Here is a 19,721-nt window from a genome sequence, read left to right on the forward strand (position 1 = left end):
CAACCATGCGTTTCAAACGACCGCAGGTGCGCTATGCCGAGACACCGCAACCTGCAACCCCATATCAATCCGCCGCCCAGGTCTGGGATGACCGGATCGGTTCGGCTCGCGTACAGGCCAAAAACTGGCGGCTTATGGCCTTCGGCTGCCTGCTGCTCGCGCTATTCATGGCCGGTGGCCTGGTGTGGCGCTCGATGCAGTCCACGATCGTTCCCTATGTAGTGGAGGTCGATAGCCTGGGGAATACGCGGGCGGTCGGCAAAGCTACAGAACCCTACAGCCCGAAGGAGGCTGAGATCGTTACGCATCTTGAACGCTTCATCAAGCTTGTTCGCTCGCTTTCTATTGACCCCGTGGTCGTGAGGGAAAGCTGGCTTGAGGCCTACCGCTACACGACGGATCGCGGTGCCGCCGTGCTGAACGAATATGCACGGCAGAACAGTCCTTTCGCAAAAGTGGGTAAGGAGTCCACAACTGTGGAGGTCTATAGCGTGGTTCGAGCCAGCGACATGACCTTCAACATTCGCTGGATTGAACGGCACTACGCCAACGGCGCTCTTGCGTCCACGCAGCGCTGGTCTGCCGTCATCACGCTTGTCCATAAGGCGCCGAAAACAGAGGACGAACTGAGAAAGAATTCCTTGGGCCTGTATGTCCATGGATTGTCCTGGAGTCGAGATTTGAACGTGTCGGAAGGAGCACAGCCATGATTAATGTTGTCCGCATGTGGGTTGCCCCCTTAACCCTGATCATCCTCGCTGGGTGCGCTACGCACGGCAAGCCACCACCAGCCATTTCGCTCGATGAGCCGGTAGCCGCCGAGCTGCTGCCCGAACCACCCAGCCCGGTCGAAGTGATTGCCGTGCCCGAACCGCTGGCGCTGCCGGCGCAACTGAAACCCTTGCCGGACACGGATGCGGGCAAGTCCACGCCCGAACCCACCGATGAAACCGTCCGGGTGTCCCGCGCCAATGCCGAAGCGCGGATTGCGCCCACACGCGAAGGTTATGTCAATGCCATTCAGGTCTGGCCCTATAGCGATGGGGCGCTTTATCAGGTCTATACCGGCGTGGGCCGCGTAACGGTGATTGCGCTGCAGCCCGGCGAGGAGCTGGTGACGGTGGCAGCCGGCGACACCGTGCGCTGGATCGTGGGCGACACGTCCAGCGGCAGCGGCGCGGACTTGCGCGTGAATGTGCTGGTCAAGCCTATCCGCTCAGGCCTGAAAACGAACCTCGTCATTACCACCAATCGCCGAACCTATCTGCTGGAACTGACGTCCACCGAAAAGACATGGATGGCGTCGGTGTCTTGGGAGTACCCGAAGGATCGGATGCTAGCCTTGCACCGCCAGAACCGGGCCGCGCAGGCTGGCGCGTCCGTCGATACCGGGCTGGCGCTGGAGAGCCTGCGCTTTCGGTATGCAGTCAGCGGCAGCAATCCGCCCTGGAAGCCGCTGCGCGCCTTTGATGACGGACAGAAGGTCTATATCCAGTTTCCTGCAGGGATTGCTCAAGGGGAGCTGCCACCGCTCTTTGTGATCGGTGCTGAGGGCGACGGTCAACTGGTCAACTATCGCTTCCGTTCGCCGTACTACATCGTGGATCGACTCTTTGGCGCAGCCGAACTGCGCCTGGGTGGTGATCGAGGCGACGTGGTGCGCATAGAGCGTACCGATGGCGTGGCGCGGAGGAACTGAGTATGAGCGAGGAACACAGATCCGAACAAGCCACGCCACAGGCGACGGATAAGGTGGCCCCCGAAACCGTGGCGCTGCGCGCACGGCCACGGCCCGTCACGCGACTAAACCGTCGCATGCTCGCCCTCCTGGTGGCAGGGCTGTCGGCGGCGGCCTTGGGTGCCACCATCTGGTCACTGCAACCGCAGCGGCGCGGCGCGGGCGAGCACACCGAGCTGTACAACGTCGACCGGGTGTCCAAGTCGGAAGGGTTGGACATCTTGCCCGCTGACTATTCCATGCTGTCGGCCCCGGACGTGCCGTCCGATGTGCCGGAGCTCGGGCCGCCCCTGCCGGGCGATCTGGGGCCGGCCATCGTGAATAGTCAGCAGCCGGCGGTTGCCACCTATGCGCCGCCGGGGGTTGACGCGCAAGCTGCCGAACGCGAAGCGCGGCGTAAGGAAGCAGAAGCAGCAGCCGCTTCACCTGTATTCTTCCGCACCGGCCAGCCCACGGTAACGGCTGCGCAGGCGATGCCTGTCGCGCCCGGAATGGATGATTCCTTAGCTGCGTTCGACCCGTTGGCCGCAGGGCCAGCCTCGACGGAGGCGCAACCTACCGATCCCACTGCGGCACAGAACCGGCAAGACCAGAAAGAAGCCTTCCTGCAATCCGGTTCTACGCAAACCCGTAATTCTGGGGATTTGCAAATGCCGGCCTCGCCGTATCAGGTTATGGCGGGGACTGTAATCGCCGCTGCGCTGGTTACGGGCATCAAGTCTGACCTTCCGGGGGATGTGATCGGCACCGTGACTGAACCCGTCTATGATTCCGCGACCGGCAAGCACCTGTTGATTCCCCAAGGTTCGCGCATCCTGGGGCGCTACAACAGCCAAGTCAGCTATGGGCAAAGCCGGGTGCAGGTCGTATGGCATCGGGTCATCCTGCCTGATACGGCCTCATTGACGCTGGATAACCTAGTTGGTGCCGACCCGACCGGGTTCGCCGGCCTGGAAGACGATGTGGACTGGCATTGGAATCGCATCATAGGCGGTGCCGTGCTGACGACGCTCTTGGGCGTCGGAGCCGAGTTGGCCGCGCCGGAAAACCGGCAGGACGGCAACCGCGTCATCATCGCCGGACGCGACAGCGCCCAGGACAACATCAATCAGGTCGGCCAAGAGATGACCCGGCGCAACATGAACATCCAGCCGACACTGACTATCCGTGCAGGAATGCCGGTGCGCATCATCGTCAACCGCGACCTGGTGCTGCGACCGTACCAGCCGCTTTTCTTCAACAAGGGAGCGTCACACAATGACCACCACCCGAAAACTGCGGCTGGGACCGCTTCCCAAGACTGAAACTGTCAAGGTAACCTTCGTATGTCCGGCCAGCCTGAAAGCCGATCTCGACCGCTATGCAGCGTTACACACGCAGACTTACGGGAAAACCGTGAGTACAGTGACGTTGATCCCGCACATGCTGGAGGCGTTCATAGCGGGAGATCGTGGGTTTAGAAGAGGTGGCGAATGGAGCAGCAGGGAGAAAAATGGCTGATTTGATGCCTTTTGCGAGTGCAGTGCGCCAGTCACATAGAAACGTCGGAAAGCCAGGAGCGTGGTGATAAGATGCCTGGAGGCAGACGTATCTAGCCTAGCCGGCCACAGCCTTACGATTCCATGGCATACGCATCAACAGGCGGGCCATCCCGCAGAATCCAGATACACCAGCAAACACCAGGCCAGCGCCGATGGTTGCCGACAGCGCATGAAACCAGGGCGAGACTGTGGCGCCCAGCACAGCGCCCAACAGGACCAGCGAGCCTGCCGTAATCTGCACCTGGCGCTGCAACTCCATCGGCTGGGAAGTATCTGTCACCACGGGCAGCCCGGCCTTCTTCCAGGCATCGAGTCCCCCGTCCAGTACATAAGCCTCGCAGGCCGCACATGCGCTGAGTGTCTGAGCATTGATACGTGTGCGATTGCCGGAACGGCAGTGAAAGATGAGGCCCGCCGTGGCGTCGAGCGGTGCTGAGCTTTTCAGATCTTCCATGGGGACGTGGCGTGCGGCGGCGATGTGCTCGCGAGCATATTCGTTCGCTGCACGGATGTCGATCAGGATTGCGCCGTGATTCATAAGGTCTCGGGCTGCTTGGGGGGAAATAGGCTTTAAAGACATGAAAATTGACTCCGGACAGTCGGGTTCAGGGGCAGAAAATAGCCTTGAGTGTGGCAATGAGGGTGGCCACGTTTGGGTTGTCGATCCGATAATGCAGCGTTTGTGCCTCTCGGCGGAACGTCACTAGGCCCTCTTCGCGCATCTTGGCCAGATGCTGGGACAGCGCGGATTGGCTCAAGGGTACGTATTCATGCAGCGCACCTACCGTCATTTCCCCATGCTCGATCAGTAAACAGAGGGTCAACAGGCGGTGCTCATTGCCGACGGTTCGTAACATGGCAGCCGCCTGCTTCGCTCCGTCTTGTAGGAACTGCTTGTCTTTCATAGTCACAATCACAATTTATTTCGTATTTTTCTAATTTAGCATAAACTAATATATATTCAAGACTCCGTACCCCTGGATGGACAAGTTATGTTTCCTGCCGCTGACATTCAGTCCTTCTTCGATGAAGCCACCAATACGGTGAGCTATCTAGTTTCTGACCCATCCACCCGCCAAGCCGCCATCATTGATCCGGTGCTGGATTACGACCACCGCAGCGGCAAGGCTTCCACCACCTCTGCTGATCGCATGCTGGCCGCCGTCCATGCGCGTGAACTGCAGATTGCATGGATTCTTGAAACCCATGCGCATGCGGATCACCTGAGCGCAGCGCCTTACCTCAAAACTCGTACAGGTGCGCCTGTCGCTATCGGTGAGCATATTCGCGACGTACAGCGGATTTTCCGTCCAGTGTTTAACCTGGACGATGTTTTCTGCGACGGCAGCGAGTTCGACCGGCTGTTTCGCGATGGCGAAACCTTCCACATCGGTGCGCTGACCGTAGAGGTTATGCATACGCCAGGCCATACGCCCGCCTGCGTGTCGTACCGTATCGGTGACGCTGTGTTCGTGGGGGACACCTTGTTCATGCCTGATTACGGCACGGCTCGCGCTGACTTTCCAGGCGGTAGCGCATATATGCTGTACCTGTCGATTCGTCGGCTTCTGGCGTTGCCGCCAAAAACGCGTCTGTTCATGTGCCACGACTACAAGGCTCCGGGGCGCACCGAGTATGCGTGGGAATCGACCGTTGCCGAGCAGTGCCAGAGCAATGTGCATGTGCGCGATGGCGTGGGCGCCGAGGCATTCACCGAGATGCGCCAGTCTCGCGATGCCACACTTCCGGCTCCCACGCTGCTGCTGCCTTCCATTCAGGTCAACATCCGTGCGGGCCGCTTGCCGGAGTCTGAATCCAACGGCGTGCGCTACCTCAAGATCCCCGTCAGTTTGGCCGAGGCATAGGCCGGTTTGCTGCATCGGATGTGATCGAGTGAGGTAGAAAAGTGACGAGCGTGCGCGGGCACATGTAGCATAAGTCAGCGGCACTGCTATTGCAGACCTGACTTCGCCAACGGAGCAAGCTCGACCTTGACGTTAAGCTCCAATGCGTGGAGGTGCCAGTGATGTAGTCCTTCGCAACTGCTTGGGTGACCGTTTTAAGTCCAAATGCGGTCAGCCCGTCCATGACTGAGCTCGCTGCAAGGCAGACATCGCCCACAGAAACTAGAGCGATAGCAGCGGCTCGCAACATGAACATCCAACCTACGTTGACCACCCGCTCAGGGTTGCCAGTGCACATCATCGTCAACCGTGATCTGGTGCTGAGGCCTTACCAACCGCTTTTCTTCAACAAGGGGGTGTTCACAATGAGCGCGACTAAAAAAACAGCGGCTTGGGCCGCTGCCGAAGACCGAAACTGTTAAGTTAACCTTCCCGTGTCTGACTGGCCTGAAGGCCGATCTAGACCGCTACGCAGAGCTGCACGCACAAACCTATGGGGAATCGGTCGATGCCGTGACACTGATTCCACACATGCTGGAAGCGTTCATGGCGGGGACCGGGGGTTCACGAAGGGCGGAGGACGTCGTGTTGTGTTTGCATCAGAGGCATTGCCGCGAACGGCTTGGCCCCAGTTTCTGTCGGCCTTTCCGGCGTTTGCGTGAGGAGGGCTGGTTGGGTTAGAATAGTCTCAACACACCCGCCACACGTCCTATCTTCGGGTAGGGTTCTGCTAACGCAGACGTGCAAAAGGCGGGTTTTTTGCGCCCATATTACGCCCATGGCAATAAATCGCATTCCATTTAGCAAACCAGCGTCCTCGCCGGAGCAGCTTCTCCAGAAGCTGGAGCGGCAGGGGTTGGTCGTGGATGATTTTAAGCGTGGGCAAGCGCGTAATTACATGCGTTTCGTGGGCGGATATCGTCTCAAAGGGTACTGGCATCATCTGGTCGATCCAGTCACGAAAAACTTTCCCGCTGGATATCGGTTCGAACAGATTGTCAGCCGCTGCGAGTTTGATAGAGAGCTGCGAGCCCTGACCATGGCTGCCGTCGAGCGCCTGGAAATTGCGGTGCGGGTCGTGATGGCAAACCATCTGAGTCTGAAGCATTCTCCGCATTGGTTCCTGGATGGTAACTTGTTCAGGCAAGGGCGGCGGCAGGGCGCAGCTGAGCTTGTGGCGAAGATCGAGGCCGAGGTAGATCGAGCCCGCGACAAGACATTTGTGAAGCATTATTTCTCGCGGTACAGCGAACCGCATCTTCCGCCCAGTTGGTCAGTATGCGAGTGCGTAACCTTTGGGCTTTGGTCCAGAACCTATCAGTTGCTGAAGAATCCCGATGATCGCAAAGCAATCAGTCGGCGCTTCAATGTGGATGCGACTGAAGTATTTGAATCGTGGATTCATACTCTGACAGTTGTACGGAACATGGTGGCTCATAGCGGGCAACTGCTTCGCGTGACGCTTGGCGTTGCTCCCAGAGATTATCGTAAGGCAGACATTCGGTTTTCCGATTCAAAATCGTTCTATGCCGTGGCAACGGTTATCAATTACCTATTGCGACAAATAGGCCTACCGCTGGAATGGTCAGAACAGTTGAAAGCCCTGTTTGCCAAATACCCAGAGGTGCATTTGGCAGAAATAGGCTTCCCGATAGATTGGGGAAATCGACCAGGCTGGCTGTAATTAGCATCGGATTTTTCCGTTCAATAATTCTCCACTATGCGACGGATATGAGAAGCAGGCATTCCATACGGCAGGGCAATACAGCGTACCTCAGCGAAGCGCTGCAAAGTATGCCTGCATACCCTTGAATATGCTCCACGTTGATGACCAAATTCTTGGGACAAATTTGGGACAATTCAGTCGCTAAATCATGCCAATCGATGCCCATATCAAGCCAGAGACAAGTAAGGCGTAGTTTTATTAACTAATTGATTATAAAAGATAATTTCGCCTTTCTGTCCCCGACAGCAACTGCTCCTCCTCCACCATGGGGGTGTGTGCACTGTTTTCCTGTTTTTCCATTAAATTTCAACAGACTGTATGCATTTGGAACTCTGGATCGACGCAAATCCCCGACGTCTCAGGCTCGGACCTGCTCTGGACAAGAAAGGGATTCGATGCGCGACAAGATAGCATTGTAGTAGGGGCATGCGATATAAGTTGTGGCGCCGAGCAGACTCGTATCCGTGGCGCTTTATACTGTGCACCAGGACAACTTCAATCATCGACCCGCCTCCATGCCCAACACCGTCCCTCAGCCGCAAGCCGTCGTTGAACCGATCACACGCAGCGCGATCTTCATGGTTGCCACCGTCGGGGCCGGAGCCGAGCATGCCGATGCCGTCCGGGCCCTGTGCGGCAACCTGGCCGCCCTGGTCCGTTCCGTCGGACATCGTGTGCAGTCCGGCAGGCTGTCCTGTATCTGCGGGTTCGGCTCCGACGCCTGGGACAGGCTGTTCGGCCAGCCCCGGCCGGCCGAGCTGCATCCCTTCCGCGAGTTCAGCGCCGGCGACCGCCACGCCATGGCCACGCCGGGCGACGTCATGTTCCACATCCGCGCCGAAAGCATGGACCTGTGCTTCGAGCTGGCGGCGCAGATAATGGACCAGTTGAAAGGCGCGGTGACGGTGGTGGACGAGGTGCACGGCTTTCGCTACTTCGATATGCGCAGCATGGTCGGTTTCGTCGACGGCACCGAAAACCCCTCGGGCCAAGAGGCCGTGGACTTCACCCTGGTGGGCGACGAAGACGCGGACTTTGCCGGCGGAAGCTATGTGATGGTGCAGAAATACCTGCACGACATGGAGGGCTGGAATGCCCTGCCGGTTGAAACCCAGGAGCGCATCATCGGGCGCACCAAGCTGTCGGACATCGAGCTGGACGAGTCGGTCAAGCCTTCGTCGTCGCACAGCTCGCTGACGACTCTTACCGAAAATGGCGAGGAAGTAAAGATATTGCGCGACAACATGCCGTTCGGACGCCCGGGCGTCGGCGAGTTCGGCACGTATTTCATAGGCTATGCCCGTTCGCCTGCGCCCATCGAGCAGATGCTGGAGAACATGGTGGTCGGGCGTCCTCCCGGCAACTACGATCGCCTGCTCGACTTCAGCCGTGCCGTGACGGGCAGTCTGTTCTTCGTTCCCTCGGCCGATCTGCTCGAAGCACTGGCGGACCGAGATCCCGGGGAGAACATCGACGGGCGGGATGCCGCACAGTCCGCCGCCGAACAAAGCAATACCGGTTCCCTCAATATAGGTTCTTTAAAAGGAGTTCCCCAGCATGAATAATCTGCATCGCGAACTTGCGCCCATCTCCGGCGCCGCCTGGGCCCAGATCGAAGAGGAGGTCGCGCGCACCTTCAAGCGCACCGTCGCCGGCCGTCGGGTGGTCGATGTCGAGAGCGCCGGCGGCGCGGATCGATCCGGAGTGGGAACAGGGCACCAGCGGGGCATCGCCGCGCCGCACGAAGGGGTCAACGCCAAACTGCGCGAGGTCAAGGCGCTGGTGGAGCTCACCGTGCCGTTCGAACTGCGGCGAGAGGAGATCGACAACGTCGAGCGCGGCGCCGATGATTCCGATTGGCAGCCGGCAAAGGACGCCGCCACCCGGCTCGCCTATGCAGAAGACAGGGCGATTTTCGACGGCTACGAGGCCGCAAGCATCGTGGGCGTCCGGCAAGGGTCGTCCAACGAAAAACTGGCTTTGCCGGCCAACGTGGCGGACTATCCCTTCACCATCGGCCAGGCACTGGAAAAGCTGCGGCTCGCCGGCGTGGACGGCCCTTATTCCGTTCTGCTGGGCGCCGACGCCTATACGGCGCTCACCGAAGGCAGCGATGGCGGATACCCGGTCATCGAACACATCAAGCGCATCGTCAGCGGCGAGATCATATGGGCGCCCGCGATCAACGGCGGCTGCGTGCTGTCCACACGCGGGGGCGACTACCGGCTCCATCTCGGACAGGACCTGTCCATAGGCTACCAAAGCCATACCGATGAGGTGGTGCGTCTTTATCTGCGCGAAACCCTGACCTTCCTGATGCTGACCAGCGAGGCGTCTGTTTCGGTGACGCTCAACACGTAGCGCCGCAACCGCGCATCATGTGTCCCGCAGCCGGTCGATCAGCCTGCGATCACGCTTGGTGGGCCGGCCCTGTTCGATCTGACGGGCGGGTTCGGGCGCCAGCCGGCACATTTCGGCCGCTTTCTCGCGCTTGGCGATGCTTTCGGGCGTTTCGGCGTAGAGTTGCTGTGCGACCGGGGCGGGGCCGCGTATGGCGCTCAGCGCCTGGATGACCACGGTGATGGTCGTGTCGCCCCGTTTTATCCAGACAGTGTCGCCCGGCTTGATGTCGCGTGCGGGCTTGACCAGTTGCTGATCGACCTGCACCCGGCCCTTGGTGATTTCCTGGGAGGCCAGGCTGCGCGTCTTGAAAAAGCGCGCGGCCCACAGCCATTTGTCCAGGCGCATGGTGTCCGGCATGTCGTTCTTGAGATTCTCTGATGGGGGCAAAGCTTGATTGTAGGCCTTCGGCAAGGGCGGCGGAAACAGCCGGACGTCCTATGACGTTTATCTCGCGTCCGGCATGCTGGCCACATGCTGGTTGGCATGCAGGACAGTGCCGTCGAACAGCGGCAGCACCCACCTGGCGTAGTGCGCCCGCAGCTCTTGCCGATGCGGGGTGGCCAGAGCGGCGTCCAGGGCTTCTTTGCTGTCGAAGGCGAACTGGACGGTGGCGTAGACTTCCGGGGCGCCTTCGTCGACTTCGTCGGCGATCAGCATATGGGCCCAGCGAATGCCCGGAAAGCCCGGGTACAGATCCATGACGGCACGCAGTTGTGCATCGAGTTCATCTTTCTTGCCTTCTATGGGCCGGCCTACGAAATAGCCGCATCTTACATACATGGTGGTCGCTTCCTTTCTATTGCCGCGCGCGGCGTATTGCCGGCGGCAAGCGGGGCTGGGGATGCCGCATAGCGGTTAGGGCCGTGCCGGCTCCAACGTGCAAATTTACCCGATGCTTCCAGGCCTCGCGCATGGGGTTTCTACTGATCAACCGGTATTCCACAAGTACAGGGTAAACCCGCGTTGTCCGAAATCGGCAAGTCGCAGACGGGTTTTGCTATTTCCTTTATGGCATTCCGTTGATTTAATGTCGCTGGAGCAGTCTTCATCGTCCACCACACAAGGAGGAGAAGTTATGCGCAGCGGGAGGAGAAAATTCCTGGGCCAGAGCCTGGGGGGAATGGCCGGCGTCGCCTTGGGCGGCCTGGCATTTCCAAGCGTCAGCCTTGCGGCCGACACCATAAAAGCCGGCGTGCTGCTCGACCTGTCGGGCCCTTTGCAGTTGTTCGGCGCCGTCAAGGCGCAATGCCTGCGTCTGGCGGCCGAGGAAATCAACGCCAAGGGCGGCCTGCTTGGCCGCCAGATCGAGCTGGTCACCTACGATACCCAGTCCAACAACCAGTTGTATGGCCAGTATGCGCAGCAGTTGGCCCTTCGCGACAGGGTGGCGGTGGTGCATGGCGCCGTCACCAGCGCGGCGCGCGAGGTGGCCCGGCCCGTGCTGGCGCGCGCCAAGACGCTTTACATGATGAACATGATCAATGAAGGCACAGAGGGCGCCTGCGATCGCAACATGTTCATCACGGGACCCACGCCGCGGCAGTTGCTCGACAACCTCATTCCCTACATGATGGAAAAGCACGGCAAGAAGATGTATATCCTTGCCGCGGACTACATCTTCGGCCAGTTGTCGGGCCAGGCGGCCGAACGCATCTGCAAAGAGCATGGCGGCGAGGTGGTGGGCTTCGACCTTTTCCCGCTGGACGTCGACAAGTTCGGCCCCACCATCAGCAAGATCCAGTCGGCCAAGCCCGATTTCGTGTTCAACGTCTTCGTCGGCCCGGCCCATGGCGCGTTCTATGGCCAGTGGGCGTCGGCGGGCATGAACAAGTCCATCCCGATGGCCTCCCACACCATCGGCGACGCGGGCGAGCAGATGCGCATGCCGCCGGAAGTGAGCGAGGGCATCGTCACCGTCAAGAACTACTACGACGAGCTCGACACCCCCGCCAGCAAAGAGTTCATCGAACGCTTCAAGAAGCGTTTCACCGACTACAGCTATGTGGGTTCGCTGGGCATGGCCGACTACCAGGGCATGTACCTCTGGGCCGAAGCCGTGCGCAAGGCCGACTCGGTCGATCGCCAGAAAGTCATCGAGGCTTTCGAGGCGGGCATTGAAATCGAAGGCCCCAGCGGCAAGATCGCCTCGCATCCCAAGACCCACTATTGCACCATGGACATGTACCTGGCCGAGGTGCGCAACAGCCGCTTCCAGGTGCTGGAAAGCTGGCAGCAGGTGCCGCCCGTCGGCGACGGCGACGACAGCTGCAATGTGCTGAACATGTCTCTTTGAACGGACGCGGCGCGCCCGGGCGTGCGGCCTCGATCGGGGCCGCACGCCCGTAACAAGGAATCACCATGGATCTAGCGATGCTTACCGGCGTGCAGGTGGTGTACGCCATTGCCAGCCTGTTTCTGATCAGCGTCGGGCTGGCCATCGTGTTCGGCATGATGGGCGTGATCAATTTCGCGCACGGCGAATTCCTCATGCTGGGAGGCTTCGCCTTCATTCTGGCCGTGCGCGCGGGGGTCAATTTCTGGGTGGCCATGTTCGTGGTGGCGCCGCTGTGCGTCGCCGTCATCGGCATGATCATCGAGCGGCTGATCATCCGCCATCTGTACGGGCGCATCGTCGAAACCATATTGGCCACCTGGGGACTGAGCCTGCTGCTCATCGGCCTGGCCTCGGCCCTGCTGGGCTACTACCAGATGGGCGTCAGGCCCCCCTTCGGCGTCGTGCAGATCGGCGCCTACCAGACCGGCACCTATACATTTTTCGTCATCGGCGTGGCGGCGGCGGTGGGGTTGGCGCTGTATGTCCTGCTGCGGCACACCCCGTTCGGCCTGATTGCGCGCGGAACCATGCAAAGCGCCGCCATGGCCGCGGCGCTGGGGGTCAATGTAAAGCGCGTCTATTCGGTCACCTTCGGCATCGGCGCCGCCGTCTCGGGCCTGGCGGGGGCGGTGTTTGCGCCGCTGACCGGGGTGCTGCCCATCAGCGGCCTTACCTATATCGCCAAGGCCTTCATCACGGTCATACTCGGCGGGGCGCTGCCCCTGACCGGCTCGGCCCTGTCGTCGGCCCTGCTCGGAACCGTCAGCCAGATCACCACCTTTCTCAGCACCTCGGTGTTCGGCGAGGTGATGTTGCTGGTCACCGCCATCGTCCTGCTGCGCGTGCTGCCTTCGGGCATCACCGGCAAGTTCTTCAAGCGGGGAATCTGATGCGCGAACTGTGCCGACCCGCATTCTGGATTTCCGCCGTCGCCGCGCTGCTGCTCATAGTGGGCATACCACTGGTATCCGAAGTCTATACCCTGTACAACCTCACCGTGTTCGCGGTGCTGGCCATGCTGGCCTTGAGCCTGGGGCTGGTATGGGGCATAGGGGGCATACTGGCGCTGGGCCAGTCGGCCTTCTTCGGCATCGGGGCCTACGTCTATGCATTGCTGTCGGTCAATCTGGGCGACAGCACGCTGGCGGTGCCCGCCGCCATGGCCGCGCCCCTGGTGCTGGCGGTCCTGGTCGGCTACTTCACTTTCTTCGGACGTATCAGCGACGTCTACTTCGCCGTCATTTCGCTGACCATACCGCTCATATTGCTCAGCCTGATCAACAGCGCTTCGGGTCCGACCTATCAGTTCGGCAAGGCGCATCTGGGCGGCTACAACGGCATACCGGCCGTGCCGCCGCTCAATGTGCCTTTCGATCCGTCGGCGGTGTTGTCCTTCGAAGGCATGTACTACGTGGCGGCCGTGGCGCTGCTTGCGGTCTATCTGGTGCTGCGGGTGCTGGTCGCCAGCCGTTTCGGGCGGGTGGTCGAAGCAGTGCGCGAGAACGAGCTGCGCGCCGACCTGCTGGGCTATGACGCGCGGTATTACAAACTGGGCGTGTTCTGCATCGGCGCGGCGATCGCCGGCCTGGCCGGCGCTTTCTATGCCGCCTGGGGCGCTTCGGTGGGCCCGACCGTGTTCTCGCTGTCGTTCACCGCCCAGGCCGTGGTGTGGGTGCTGTTCGGCGGGCTGGGCACGTTGCTGGGGCCCATCGTCGGCTGCTTCCTGGTGCAGGGCCTGTCCACCTGGCTGGGCAGCGTGTCGCGCATCAGCCCCGAGATCGCCCTGGGTTTGCTGTTCATCGTCGCGGTGCTGCTGGTACCCAATGGCATCGTGCCTTCCATCAGGGATCGCATCCGCGCCAGGCTGGCCGCAAGCGGGGGAGGGCGGCCATGAGCGTCATTCTGCGGACCAGCGAGCTGTGGCGCACTTTCGGCGGGGTCGCCGCGGTGGCGGGCGTGGATTTCGAACTGCGCGAAGGCGAACTGCGCTGCCTGATCGGCGCCAACGGCGCCGGCAAGAGCACCTTCTTCAAGATGCTGACCGGGCAGCTCAAGCCCACTTCGGGCCGCATCACCCTGTACGGCAAGGACATCACCAACCTTCCCTCTTTTGCCATCGCCCGCATGGGCGTGGGCATCAAGACGCAGGTTCCGAATCTTTTCAATGGCCTGAGCGTGCGCGAGAACCTGCTGGTCGCGGCGCGTTTCAGGATGTCGGCGCGCGAGGCGGCCGAAGCGGCCGACGCCATGCTGGAGCGCATCCAGATGACTGCACAGGCGCAGCTTGCCACCGGCAGCCTGGCGCACGGCCACCGCCAATGGGTCGAACTGGGCATGATACTGATCAACGATCCCCAGCTCGTGCTGCTGGACGAGCCCGCGGCCGGCATGACGGCCGGAGAGGTCGAGCGCACCATTGCCCTGCTGGAGAGCATGCGGGGCAAGCGCAGCTTCATCATCGTCGAGCACGACATGCATTTCATCCGCCGCATCGCCGAAAGGGTCACGGTATTCCACCGGGGCAGGGTGCTGGTCGAGGACACCATGGACGAGGTGGTGCGCAATACTGAAGTGCGCGACGCTTATCTGGGCCAGCATGGCAGGGAGGCCCGATGAACGCGGAAATACTGCTCGAGGTGCGGGGCCTGTCGGCCGGATACGGGGCCATACCGGTATTGCGCGACGTCGGCTTCCAGGTTGGAGCAGGCGAAATCGTGGGGGTGCTCGGACACAACGGCATGGGCAAGACCACGCTCATGAAGGCCCTGGTGGGGCATATTCCCGTCACCGCGGGCAGCCTCACGCTGTGCGGCAGCGAAGTCACCCATGTGCCCACCCACAAGCGGGCCCGCCTGGGCATGGGCTATGTCTCACAGGGCCGGGACATCTTTCCTTCGCTGACGGTGCGCGAGAACCTGGCCATCGGCGCCGCCGCGGTAGGCCGCGACCGCGTGACGGCGGTTGAGCGGGCCGTGGACGAATTCCCCATTCTGGGCGGCCTGCTCGACCGCAAGGGCGGCGCGCTGAGCGGGGGAGAGCAGCAGATACTGGCACTGGCCCGCGCCCTGTGCGGCGAACCCAAATTGCTGCTGCTGGACGAACCCACCGAAGGCATACAGCCCTCCATCGTGGACGAGATCGAAGACTATCTCGTGCGCCGCGCCAAAGAAACCTCTTTGTCGGTCGTGGTGGTCGAACAGGACGTCGGTTTCATCGCCGCGATGGCGCACCGGGTGCTGTGGCTGCAAAAGGGCACCATCGTCAAAGAAATCGATCCCGCCCTGCTGTCCGATCCCGACACCATCGCCGAATTCTCGGGGCTTGAGGGGAAAGCCGATTGAGTTTAGCCTTTGGGCATAAACGTCCATGGGCGCCCTCGGCGCCGTGGGCACTATAAGGAGAGGCAATGAAGGACGATCTGTGGCGCTTGACCGCCACGCGCATGCGTGAGCTCGTCGCCCGCCGCGAAGTCAGCCGCGAAGAGCTGGTCCGCGCGCATCTGGCCCGCATCGAGCACGTCAATTCCAGACTGAATGCGCTGGTCGAGCTCAGGGCCGACGAAGCCCTGGCCGAAGCCAGGGAGGCCGACGCCCATCACGCCGGCCGGGCCGATCTGCCGCTGGACGGCATACCCATCAGCATCAAGGATCACTACGACGTCGCGGGTATGAAGCATACCGAGGGCCTGCCGGCCCTGGCCGACAGGCGTTCCACCTCGGACGAGGTGGTGGTGCAGCGCCTGCGCCGCGCCGGCGCCATCGTGATAGGCAAGGCCAATCAGCCCGACTTGCAGATACGCTGGAACACCATCAGCCACTTGTACGGGGCCACGCTCAATCCGCGCGACACCTCGCTCAGCGCCGGAGGCTCCTCGGGCGGCGACGCGGCCGCCGTGGCGTCGGGCATGGCGCCATTGGGCCTGGGGCTGGATTACGGCGGCTCCATCAGAGTGCCTGCAACCTTCTGCGGCATATATGGGCTGCGGCCTTCGGCGGGCCGCACTCCCGCCTCGTCGACCTTGCCGCCCTTCGATGGCCCGCCCACGGTCGACCTCATGTCCTGCATCGGCCCCATGGCGCGCAGCATCGAAGACCTCTGGCTGGCCTACGAGGTCATCGCCGGCCCGCATTGGTCCGACCCCGCGACCGTGCCGGTTCCTTTCTCCCGTTCGGGGGCCAACGGCCGGCGCCCGCGCATCGCCCGCATGCTGGATCAGACCGGCGCATTGGTGTCGCCGGAGGTGGCGGCGCGGCTCGACGATACCGCCGGCATGCTGCAAGAGGCCGGCTACGAAGTCGTCGACGCGGCCATACCCCATGCGCGCCGGGCGCCCGAACTCTGGGCCGAAATCATCGGCACCGAGCTCATGCAGACTGGCATGCCCGAGTTCGGCCACCTGCTGGGTGAAAGCAACCGCCAGCATATCGAAGCAATGTTCGGCATCTACAACCTGGGGTCCGAGGCGCGCCGCTACATCCAGGCCTTCATCGAACGGCGCCAGGTCCAGCGCGAGGTGGCGCAATGGATGGAGGAGCATCCGCTGGTACTGTGCCCGGTGGCCGGCATGGACACGCCCGCGCTCGATTTCGACCATATGCTGAGCCGCGAGCAGACCCAGCGGCTGTTCGACTGCATGCGCAACATTCCGTGGGTCAATCTGCTGGGGCTGCCCAGCGTGGCACTGCCCAATGGCATGCAGATCGTCGGCCGCAGATTCTGCGAGGCGCAGGCGCTGGAGGCGGCCGCGGCTGTCCAGCAGGTCATCGGAGCGGCGTCGCTTGCCGAGCCATGAGCGGCGCCGCCATGCACCCGGAAGGGGCTTCGACGGGCCCGGCGAGCGTGTGCGGCAGGCCGCGCCGCGGCGGCTAGCATGGAAGGGCCGCCGTTCATCCATTACGAAGGGCGCATGCCGGGCGGCGAATTCCGCTTTGTACACGTCGAAAAAATATCGACCCGCATCCGCAAGTACAACTGGGAGCTTTTTCCGCATCGGCATCGCGATCTGTTTCAGGCGGTGCTGGTAGAGGTCGGCGAGGGGCATGTCAGTTTCGACCTCTGGGAAGAGGCCTTTCATGCGCCGGCCCTCGTACTGGTGCCGTCGCTGGTGGTGCACAGCTTCCGCTATGCGCCGCGATCATCGGGGCGTGTGCTGACGATATCGGACGCCTACGTGCGCGAGCTGGTGAAATTCAGCGATGAACCCTTGCTGGAGTCGATGTTGTCTCGCCCTCAGGTGGTGGCCCTGGCGGCCGGATCGTCCGCCCTGCGCGACATCAGCTCGGCGATGGACTCCATTGCCCAGCGCCTTGCCGCCGCGCCGCAAGGTCGCGGCGCCATGCTCTCGGCCAGTGTGCTGAGCATATTCGGCCAACTTCCCCAGTACTGCCGGGACTTACCCATACAGGGGCCCGAGATGATGCGCCGACGCTATTTGTACGATCAGTTTCGCGGGCTGCTGGAGCAGCATTTCCGCGAGCAGCTCTCGGTGGCCCGCTATGCGGCCATGCTGGCGGTCACCGAACGCACCTTGCACCGCGCCTGCCGCGAGGTCGCGGGCGAGCCGCCGCTCAAGATCGCCCACCGCCGGGTGGTGCTCGAAGCCCAGCGCCTCCTGCTGTATTCGGCCATGTCGGTGGGCGAGGTCTCGTACCACCTGGGCTTCAGGGACCCGTCCAATTTCAGCCGTTTCTTCGTCGAACACGTAGGGGAGTCGCCCATCATGTTTCGCCGCGCCAGATTGGGTTGATTTTACTCAGAAAAATACCCAGGACTACGGTATACAAAGATTCAAAAAAAACCCTTTGAAGCGCCGTAAAGGTAGAGATTAATCAGTGTTTACCCCAGGTTCGTATACTTTTGTTTCGGGCCGGTATACAGTACGGCATCAGCGAATCATAGTTGACTGACCCTACCCGGTAGCACGAGCGAGCAATGGCAAAGAATCAGCGCCTGGACACACAAACCGCAAGAGTCGTGGTGGGCTTACGCGACATGATCATGAAGGGCGAGCTGCGCGCCGGCGAACGGCTGGTCGAGGCGGTCTTGTCCGATCGTCTGCAGGCTTCCCGCACGCCGGTCAGATCGGCTTTGCTGACGCTCGAGCAGCAAGGCCTGGTCGAGCGCCTGCGGGGCGGGGGGTATACGGTGCGCTCGTATACCGCGCGCGAGATCGCCGAAGCGATCTCGGTACACGCCTGCCTCGAGGGCATGGCGGCGCGCCTGGTGGCCGAAAAAGGGGTGTCGCGCGGCCTGTCGAACCGCTTGCAGGCCTGTCTGGACGAAGGCGACCGCATCGTCGCCGTGGGCCATCTCGACATGGAAGACATCGCCGCCTACCTGGCGAACAACGTCCGCTTTCACGGGCTCATCGTCGAAGCGGCCGACAATCAGGTGCTCAAGCAGTCCCTGCATTTCCTGGACCGCATTCCGTTCGCCGCCGCAGGCGGCATGCTGCCTTTCCACTCGACGCGCGACGACTGCGACGAGGCGATGCGCTTTGCCCAGCGGCAGCATCATTCGCTCGTCGAGGCGCTGCGCAACGGGCAGGGCGCGCGGGCCCAGGCGCTGGCCGAAGAGCACCGCCAGATCGCGTTGTTCAATCTGCAGCACGCCACACAGCATGCCGAAATCGAAGTCGGCATTTCCGATGCGCTGCCGGTGCTGCGCATGGCTTCGCTCTAGTTTTCCCGACCGCGCCGGGCGCCCGTCCCAAGGAGTCCGGTTCCAGGCGGTGTCAATGCAGTTTGTCTCTATAAGTCGAAAACCCGGAGGAGATCCAAAATGACTAAATTCCAGCTCGGACGGCGTACCATGCTCGCGGCCATGGCCGCCGCCATGGCCTTTCCCGCGGTCGGCGCGGCGCAGGCCGAGGGCGACCCGATCCGCATCGGCTACACCATGTCCCGCACCGGTCCCTTCGCGGGCGGCGCCCAGGTATCGCAAGAGCCCAACTACCTGCTGTGGGCCGAGCAGGTCAACGCTGCGGGCGGGCTGACCGTCGACGGCAAGAAGCGCAAGATCGAGCTCATCGGCTACGACGACCGCAGCGACATCGAGACCGCCGTGCGCACCTACCAGAAGATGATGGGCGCCGACAAGCTCGACCTGGTGCTGCCGCCGTGGGGCTCGGGCATGAATTTCGCCATCGCGCCCATCGCCAATCGTTACGGCTATCCCTTTCTTGCCCCCACCGCCTTGTCGCGCAAGCTCATCGACATGAAGCTGCCGTACTTTTTCTCGCTGCTGCAGCAGCCGGACAAGATGATGGATGCGCTGGCCGACCTGCTGGCCGAGCAGGGCGTCAAGACCGCGGCCACCATCTACATGGACGACCTGTTCGGGCTCGAGAACGTGGCGGCGCTGCGTACCGCTTTCAAGGCGCACGACATCGAACTGGTCGAAGACAAGAGCTATCCGCTTGGCGTCAAGGACCTGTCCTCGGTGCTCAAGTCGATCAAGGCCAAAGAGCCGGACGCCTTCATCGCCATCACTTATCCGCCCGACACGCTGCTGGCCTCGTCGCAATCGCGCGAGATCGAGTTCAATCCCAAGTACTACTACGCCTCGGTGGGCACCGCCTTTCCGCTGTACAAGCAGCGCATGGGCGACAACACCGAAGGCGTGCTGGGCATGGGCTCGTGGAACGTCAAGGTATCCGACGGCGCCAAAGCCTATTTCGACGCGCACGTCGCGCACGCCAAGAAAGAACCCGATCGCTGGGCCAGCGGCCACGCCTGGGCCGGCCTCGAGATTCTGCAGCAGTCCATCGAAAAGGTCGGGCTCGACCGCAAGGCGCTGCGCGACTACATCGCCTCGAACGAGTTCGACACCATTCTTGGCAAGATCAGCTTCAAGGACGGCGAGAACGCCGGAGTCCCGGGCACCGTCGGCCAGTGGCAAGGCGACGAGTTCGAAGTGGTATGGCCGGCCGATCGCGCCACGGCCAAGCTGATTGCTCCCAAGCCCGCCTGGAAGTAGGCCTCGGAAAGGGCCGGCCAGCGCGCTAGGGGCCGGCTCGTCCCGTCCGCCCGTCCGCCGGCCGGCTTGAGCCTGCGGCGCGGCGGGTGCGAACACA

22 protein-coding genes and 1 pseudogene are annotated in these 19,721 nt (G+C 61.9%); 19 read left to right on the plus strand and 4 right to left on the minus strand.

Annotated elements, in window-relative coordinates; all coding sequences use genetic code 11:
* Positions 1-5: 5 nt before the first annotated feature.
* The 4 genes from trbF to CSC67_RS09385 are packed head-to-tail and all read left to right on the plus strand — an operon-like array spanning position 6 to position 3,238.
* Positions 6-710 (plus strand): conjugal transfer protein TrbF, encoded by a 705-nt coding sequence (gene trbF, locus CSC67_RS09370; protein WP_118994243.1) that lies wholly within the window; start codon positions 6-8, stop codon positions 708-710.
* Positions 707-1,699 carry a P-type conjugative transfer protein TrbG gene (trbG, locus tag CSC67_RS09375; RefSeq protein WP_118994244.1) on the plus strand — a complete coding sequence of 331 codons (993 nt, stop codon included), beginning with the start codon at positions 707-709 and terminating at the stop codon, positions 1,697-1,699. Before trbF ends, trbG begins: the two co-directional genes overlap by 4 nt.
* Positions 1,700-1,701: 2 nt before the next feature.
* Positions 1,702-3,042: a TraB/TrbI/VirB10 family type IV secretion system protein gene (locus CSC67_RS09380; RefSeq protein WP_118994245.1), complete on the plus strand. Its 1,341-nt coding sequence runs from the start codon at positions 1,702-1,704 to the stop codon at positions 3,040-3,042.
* Entirely contained in the window at positions 2,996-3,238 is a 243-nt protein-coding gene (locus CSC67_RS09385) for a DUF2274 domain-containing protein (protein ID WP_118994246.1), read from the plus strand. The genes CSC67_RS09380 and CSC67_RS09385 overlap by 47 nt, the downstream gene beginning before the upstream one ends.
* 96 nt (positions 3,239-3,334) lie before the next feature.
* Here CSC67_RS09385 and CSC67_RS09390 read toward each other — a convergent pair whose 3' ends face one another.
* Positions 3,335-3,859, minus strand: a complete 525-nt coding sequence (locus CSC67_RS09390; RefSeq protein WP_118994247.1) for a rhodanese family protein — start codon at positions 3,857-3,859, stop codon at positions 3,335-3,337.
* 25 nt (positions 3,860-3,884) lie between these two features.
* Positions 3,885-4,184 (minus strand): ArsR/SmtB family transcription factor, encoded by a 300-nt coding sequence (locus CSC67_RS09395; protein WP_228255684.1) that lies wholly within the window; start codon positions 4,182-4,184, stop codon positions 3,885-3,887.
* A gap of 87 nt (positions 4,185-4,271) precedes the next feature.
* Here CSC67_RS09395 and CSC67_RS09400 point away from each other — a divergent pair, with 87 nt between their 5' ends.
* From CSC67_RS09400 to CSC67_RS09425, 6 genes and pseudogenes are all read left to right on the plus strand, one after another.
* Positions 4,272-5,144, plus strand: a complete 873-nt coding sequence (locus CSC67_RS09400; RefSeq protein WP_118994249.1) for an MBL fold metallo-hydrolase — start codon at positions 4,272-4,274, stop codon at positions 5,142-5,144.
* A gap of 281 nt (positions 5,145-5,425) precedes the next feature.
* Positions 5,426-5,605 (plus strand): annotated as a pseudogene (locus tag CSC67_RS21350) (hypothetical protein); the annotation flags it as partial.
* Entirely contained in the window at positions 5,583-5,864 is a 282-nt protein-coding gene (locus tag CSC67_RS21760; protein WP_118994250.1) for a DUF2274 domain-containing protein, read from the plus strand. The pseudogene CSC67_RS21350 and the gene CSC67_RS21760, both read left to right, overlap by 23 nt.
* A 97-nt stretch (positions 5,865-5,961) precedes the next feature.
* Positions 5,962-6,867 (plus strand): Abi family protein, encoded by a 906-nt coding sequence (locus CSC67_RS09415; RefSeq protein WP_118994251.1) that lies wholly within the window; start codon positions 5,962-5,964, stop codon positions 6,865-6,867.
* A 557-nt stretch (positions 6,868-7,424) separates the two neighbouring features.
* Positions 7,425-8,474 carry a Dyp-type peroxidase gene (locus CSC67_RS09420; protein WP_118994252.1) on the plus strand — a complete coding sequence of 350 codons (1,050 nt, stop codon included), beginning with the start codon at positions 7,425-7,427 and terminating at the stop codon, positions 8,472-8,474.
* The gene (locus CSC67_RS09425) at positions 8,467-9,270 is read left to right on the plus strand and encodes a family 1 encapsulin nanocompartment shell protein (protein ID WP_118994253.1); all 804 of its coding nucleotides are present in this window, start codon (positions 8,467-8,469) and stop codon (positions 9,268-9,270) included. Before CSC67_RS09420 ends, CSC67_RS09425 begins: the two co-directional genes overlap by 8 nt.
* 15 nt (positions 9,271-9,285) lie before the next feature.
* On the opposite strand, the gene CSC67_RS09430 is transcribed toward CSC67_RS09425, so the two are convergent.
* Both CSC67_RS09430 and CSC67_RS09435 read right to left on the minus strand, forming a co-directional pair.
* Positions 9,286-9,669, minus strand: a complete 384-nt coding sequence (locus CSC67_RS09430; RefSeq protein ID WP_118994254.1) for an RNA-binding S4 domain-containing protein — start codon at positions 9,667-9,669, stop codon at positions 9,286-9,288.
* Between the two features lie 87 nt (positions 9,670-9,756).
* The gene (locus CSC67_RS09435; protein WP_118994255.1) at positions 9,757-10,092 is read right to left on the minus strand and encodes a hypothetical protein; all 336 of its coding nucleotides are present in this window, start codon (positions 10,090-10,092) and stop codon (positions 9,757-9,759) included.
* A gap of 295 nt (positions 10,093-10,387) precedes the next feature.
* Between CSC67_RS09435 and CSC67_RS09440 the strand changes: the two genes are divergently transcribed.
* The 9 genes from CSC67_RS09440 (at position 10,388) to CSC67_RS09480 (ending at position 19,624) form a co-directional block, all read left to right on the plus strand.
* Positions 10,388-11,605 carry an ABC transporter substrate-binding protein gene (locus tag CSC67_RS09440; RefSeq protein ID WP_245220183.1) on the plus strand — a complete coding sequence of 406 codons (1,218 nt, stop codon included), beginning with the start codon at positions 10,388-10,390 and terminating at the stop codon, positions 11,603-11,605.
* A 65-nt stretch (positions 11,606-11,670) separates the two neighbouring features.
* Entirely contained in the window at positions 11,671-12,537 is an 867-nt protein-coding gene (locus CSC67_RS09445) for a branched-chain amino acid ABC transporter permease (protein ID WP_118994257.1), read from the plus strand.
* The gene (locus tag CSC67_RS09450) at positions 12,537-13,541 is read left to right on the plus strand and encodes a branched-chain amino acid ABC transporter permease (protein ID WP_118994258.1); all 1,005 of its coding nucleotides are present in this window, start codon (positions 12,537-12,539) and stop codon (positions 13,539-13,541) included. The genes CSC67_RS09445 and CSC67_RS09450 overlap by 1 nt, the downstream gene beginning before the upstream one ends.
* On the plus strand, positions 13,538-14,263 hold the full coding sequence (locus tag CSC67_RS09455) for an ATP-binding cassette domain-containing protein (RefSeq protein ID WP_118994259.1): 726 nt from the start codon (positions 13,538-13,540) through the stop codon (positions 14,261-14,263). The genes CSC67_RS09450 and CSC67_RS09455 overlap by 4 nt, the downstream gene beginning before the upstream one ends.
* Positions 14,260-14,988, plus strand: a complete 729-nt coding sequence (locus CSC67_RS09460; RefSeq protein WP_118994260.1) for an ABC transporter ATP-binding protein — start codon at positions 14,260-14,262, stop codon at positions 14,986-14,988. Before CSC67_RS09455 ends, CSC67_RS09460 begins: the two co-directional genes overlap by 4 nt.
* A gap of 65 nt (positions 14,989-15,053) precedes the next feature.
* The gene (locus CSC67_RS09465) at positions 15,054-16,439 is read left to right on the plus strand and encodes an amidase (RefSeq protein WP_118994261.1); all 1,386 of its coding nucleotides are present in this window, start codon (positions 15,054-15,056) and stop codon (positions 16,437-16,439) included.
* A 78-nt stretch (positions 16,440-16,517) separates the two neighbouring features.
* Positions 16,518-17,393 (plus strand): AraC family transcriptional regulator, encoded by an 876-nt coding sequence (locus CSC67_RS09470; protein ID WP_118994262.1) that lies wholly within the window; start codon positions 16,518-16,520, stop codon positions 17,391-17,393.
* Between the two features lie 185 nt (positions 17,394-17,578).
* Positions 17,579-18,328, plus strand: coding sequence for a GntR family transcriptional regulator (locus CSC67_RS09475; protein ID WP_118994263.1), 750 nt, complete (start codon positions 17,579-17,581; stop codon positions 18,326-18,328).
* Between the two features lie 99 nt (positions 18,329-18,427).
* Positions 18,428-19,624: an amino acid ABC transporter substrate-binding protein gene (locus tag CSC67_RS09480; RefSeq protein ID WP_118994264.1), complete on the plus strand. Its 1,197-nt coding sequence runs from the start codon at positions 18,428-18,430 to the stop codon at positions 19,622-19,624.
* The last annotated feature ends 97 nt before the right edge of the window (positions 19,625-19,721 follow it).

This window comes from Pusillimonas caeni, assembly GCF_003545815.1.
GTDB classification, from domain to species: domain Bacteria; phylum Pseudomonadota; class Gammaproteobacteria; order Burkholderiales; family Burkholderiaceae_B; genus Pusillimonas; species Pusillimonas caeni.